At 39.8% G+C, this 4,066-nt stretch carries 4 protein-coding genes; 1 reads left to right on the top strand and 3 read right to left on the bottom strand.

Going from position 1 to position 4,066, the window contains the following annotated elements; all coding sequences use genetic code 11:
* A partial coding sequence (locus ACYTXL_RS09700; RefSeq protein WP_461924549.1) for a hypothetical protein occupies nt 1-228 on the bottom strand: 228 nt, incomplete at its 3' end.
* 363 nt (nt 229-591) lie between these two features.
* On the opposite strand from ACYTXL_RS09700, the gene ACYTXL_RS09695 reads away from it, so the two are divergent.
* Nucleotides 592-1,866 (top strand): cation:proton antiporter, encoded by a 1,275-nt coding sequence (locus tag ACYTXL_RS09695; RefSeq protein WP_461924548.1) that lies wholly within the window; start codon nt 592-594, stop codon nt 1,864-1,866.
* 154 nt (nt 1,867-2,020) lie between these two features.
* On the opposite strand, the gene ACYTXL_RS09690 is transcribed toward ACYTXL_RS09695, so the two are convergent.
* Nucleotides 2,021-2,410: a hypothetical protein gene (locus ACYTXL_RS09690; protein ID WP_461924547.1), complete on the bottom strand. Its 390-nt coding sequence runs from the start codon at nt 2,408-2,410 to the stop codon at nt 2,021-2,023.
* Between the two features lie 465 nt (nt 2,411-2,875).
* The gene (locus ACYTXL_RS09685; protein WP_461924546.1) at nt 2,876-3,982 is read right to left on the bottom strand and encodes a saccharopine dehydrogenase family protein; all 1,107 of its coding nucleotides are present in this window, start codon (nt 3,980-3,982) and stop codon (nt 2,876-2,878) included.
* Nucleotides 3,983-4,066 lie beyond the last annotated feature (84 nt).

The following is a 4,066-nucleotide window of genomic DNA, read 5'->3' as shown; positions in this document are numbered from 1 at the left end:
TTCTGGGAATGAAAGCGAGAGTTGTTCGGCTTGAGGTACCGCCGCTTGCTGCAAAACTTGAACTTCGATATTCACGCTCACCAAATAACTGCCTGTATCAGCACCAACCGCTTCAGCAATTAGTTTGGCAATATCTGGGCGTTTGGCAGTCAGGGGATCACGTAAAATACATCGATCCCATTCATGCTTGGCAGTCGGATTGAGGTTGAGAATATAATGCTTCATCATCGAACTAACCCTTGAATCCATCTTCCAGAAGGTTTTCACAAAGCCGTTAGGCATTTGGCTAGGCTTTGTGGACGCTATCTATATTATAGTATATTTGTACTAAGATGGGCGATGTCTGAGTGAGAAAGTAGCGAAGATAGACCATTAGAGGGTTTAATACCCCCATCTGGGAACTGAATCACCATCTAATTTGTCCCCTTCTCCCCTTGTCTCTTCCTTCAACTTTTCCTTTATTTCTAATTTGGTAGCAAGGCTGAATCTCCAATCCCTAATCCCAGAAAATCTGCCCATAGGTTATTTCTAATACAAAGCTATTGCAACTAAGCTTACAAAGCAACACCTAATTTTTAGATAAATCGCTATATGGCAGATATCTATATTATTGAGCTATTTGTGATTGGTCTACTTTTGCTGATGGTAACATTAGGGTCTGGTTGGATTGCTCGCTTACCTCTTTCTTTTGCGATTATCTACCTACTAGTTGGTATTTTTCTAGGCCCTTACGGCTTCGGGCTGATTCAATTACGTCGGGATGGAGTTTTCAACGCTGAACTGCTAAAGAGAATAACAGAACTTGTAGTACTTATTTCTGTGTTTGGCTGCGGCTTAAAAATTGTTCGTCCTCTCAAATTGCGGGTTTGGGATATTACGACGCGATTAATTATATTTCTGATGCCAATTTCAATTTTTGCTCTGGCTGCTGTAGGTAAATTATTTTTAGGGATGAATTGGGGAGAAGCGATTTTATTAGGAGCAATTCTCGCACCTACTGATCCAGTATTAGCATCGGAAGTACAACTGACCGATATAAACGACCAAGATGAGTTGAGATTTGGTTTAACTTCCGAAGGTGGATTAAATGATGCTTTGGCTTTTCCCTTCGTTTATTTTGGCATTTATGCTTTAAAAGATGACAACTGGGGGAACTGGTTTAAACAGTGGATTATGGTTGATTTAATTTGGGCGATCGCAGTTGGCATCGTCATGGGAATTGTTGTTGCCAAATGTATAGTTTGGATTGATAAAAAAATTCAAAATAACCGTCCTGCTAATGAGTTAATGGAAGACTTTATTGCTATCAGCACAATTCTGCTAACTTATTCCTTAATAGAAATGGTGAATGGCTATGGATTTCTGGCAGTATTTGTGGCTGGGTTAGTTGTCCAACGCAGTTACAGAAATTCGGAAAAACCGCTAGCACAATTAGAATTTGTTGAGCAAGTTGAAAAGCTGCTGGAAGTTGGGACAATTTTAATATTGGGTTCAATATTATTATTCAAGCCAATGCTCAATTATGCAATGCAATCTTTGTTAGTGATAACTTTGTTATTCTTGATTATCAGACCTGTAGGAGTTTGGATTAGCACAATAGGTAAACGTCCTCTAGACTCACGCCGCCCAACCTTCCACCCAGGAACTCGGTGGTTATTTGGATGGTTCGGTATTCGCGGTGTAGGATCTTTATATTATCTTGCCTATGCGTTTGGTCATGGTTTAAAAGGTGAAGTAGGCGAACAAATTGCTTGGATAACTTACACTACTATTGTAGTTTCGGTGATTGTGCATGGAATTAGTGCAACTCCATTAATGAAGTGGTATGAGCGCGATCTTGCTAATCAGAGAAACGCTACTCCATAAATGTCAGGTGTGTTATGTCAAAGGCTAATTAATGCACCTTGAATTGTTAATACTGCCGTACTTGCGGCGATAACACACTCGATAATTTAATAGCAAGCAAAACCTCTCCTGAAAGAAGAGGTAGGGAAGAAGTTGGGGGTTAGGTTTATATTTCCTATTTACCTGTCACCTTTTCAAGAACTTCTTTCGCTTTTTCACCAAAACTTTCTGGGGGATTTTGTTCTTTCTCTGCTTTCAAATTCCTTTCGTAAGTCTTCTCTATAGTATTAAGGTTTGTTGAATCTTTTATTGCTTGCTCATAAGCTTCTTCTCGGTTTTCTTCTTGAATGCCAACACCTGGGTCATATTCATTAGCACGATTAATTTTTTCTTCAGAATTTGGTTTATACTCTGGAGGTATTAGTTTTAATTCTTCAAGAGTAGTTGCATAACTACCTTGCTGAACGAAAATGAAGGAACCTGATAAGCTGATGAAAATCATTAAGCTAACAACAAAAAAGCTTGAACCTAACACTTGCTTTAAAGTTAATAGAATTTTTTGCATGAAAGAAACCTCCTGTTTTGATCTTATGAGCCTTGGTCATGTATAAATAGATTTGATATTCTAGACTCACAGGCATCGTAAATGTTTAGGTACAGTTTTTACTTCTACCGCAGGGTATATTAATTTGTAACTATAGTTCAGTTAATGCTATCTCAAGCTTTTACGACTTAGCACTACGTATATTTTTGTAATAGTCAAATTGTCGTGCTTACTGATATCCCGCCCAGAACTCAACGCGAACCTTCAACCCAACCTACGATTATGCTTAACCCAAGCGTTAGGTGTCAACTTAACGTAGAAATTAGGTAAGAAAAGCGTTATGGGGTTGCTCTCATCCCCTAACCCCGAATCCCAACATGAGAGAAGGGGAACTAGAGAATTTACTCCCCTCTCCCATTTTTGGGAGAGGGGCTGGGGGTGAGGGCAAAACTCATCCAGTTAGAAGATTAACCTTAGCGTATTCAGCTATAACCAACAGTGATTAATTTTAATTCCTCGACTTTCCATTACCTCTTCAAATAAATTTGTTGGCAGTGCTTCTTCTACAGGAAAAACACCTGGTTTTTTGAGTTTACCTTCTAGCAATAACTGGGCAATACTACCTGTGCCGCAACCAGAAGCCACTGCTGTATTTTCATGCACTACAGTTGAGCAATAAACGGCTGTTTCACCATTTTTTTGCCCTGTAACTTCGGAACGAACTGCTACCCCAATTCCACTAAAATTATTAGTAACATCTGTCATCGAATGGCTGACATGAGACAGAAATTCAATCATGTAACGACGCTGCATTAACCACTTGGGAAAAATGTGTGCCGCAATCCAAGTTAGGTGATTGTAAAAATCGGGAACAGAGCCAAACTTAGTAATTACAGTTTTAACTGATGGGAAGGCGTTGGGTAGTGTAAAGGTTTCTGGCATATCAAACCAGTAAACTCCACTGCGTCCGTATGGAGCTGGAAACTCAACTACTTCTCTTTCACTATAAGGCTTGATTAACTCCCATTTGCCATCTATCCAAGTCTCAAAAGGATATTGTAACCCCAAAAAAGTTGTCCGCATCACTGTAATGCCAGCACCACCAGAACCCGAAACTAAATAACTTAAATGGATCTTTTCTGCTTGATCAAATTCTTCAACACCTTGACGTACCATGCTGTTAGAAATACCAGGAAAAATACCAGTATTAATAATTGCTGTCACACCAGCAGCAGCAGCTTGTTCATGGAAATTCAGAGCTTTGCTGGTATAGGAACGATGGTCGCTGACATCTAGATAATTAACGCCTTGAGAAATACAGGTTTCGAGAACATTAGTATCTCGATAGTGAAATGGGCCAGCACAATGGATGACTAAATTAGAGTTTGCGATCGCATCTCGGAGTTTGTCAACTTCTGCCAAGTCCAATACCAAAAACTGCACTTGTCCTCCCGAAGACAAGCTAACAGCCCTCCCAAACTCCGCAGAACGTCCAGTAACCGTAATTTGTGCGTCCGTATGGGTAGCTAGATCGTGAGCAACAGTGCTACCAATCCGCCCCCGTCCACCAAGAATTAAAACGCTGTCTGTCATTACTCCAGATTAGCAACACTAACCTTATTTCATCAATTTTTTGTGTTGTTTGCCATCAGTTATAAGTATGATTTATAGCATTTA

Source organism: Nostoc sp., from assembly GCF_054880495.1.
This window is presented reverse-complemented; position numbering and strand designations above follow the sequence as displayed.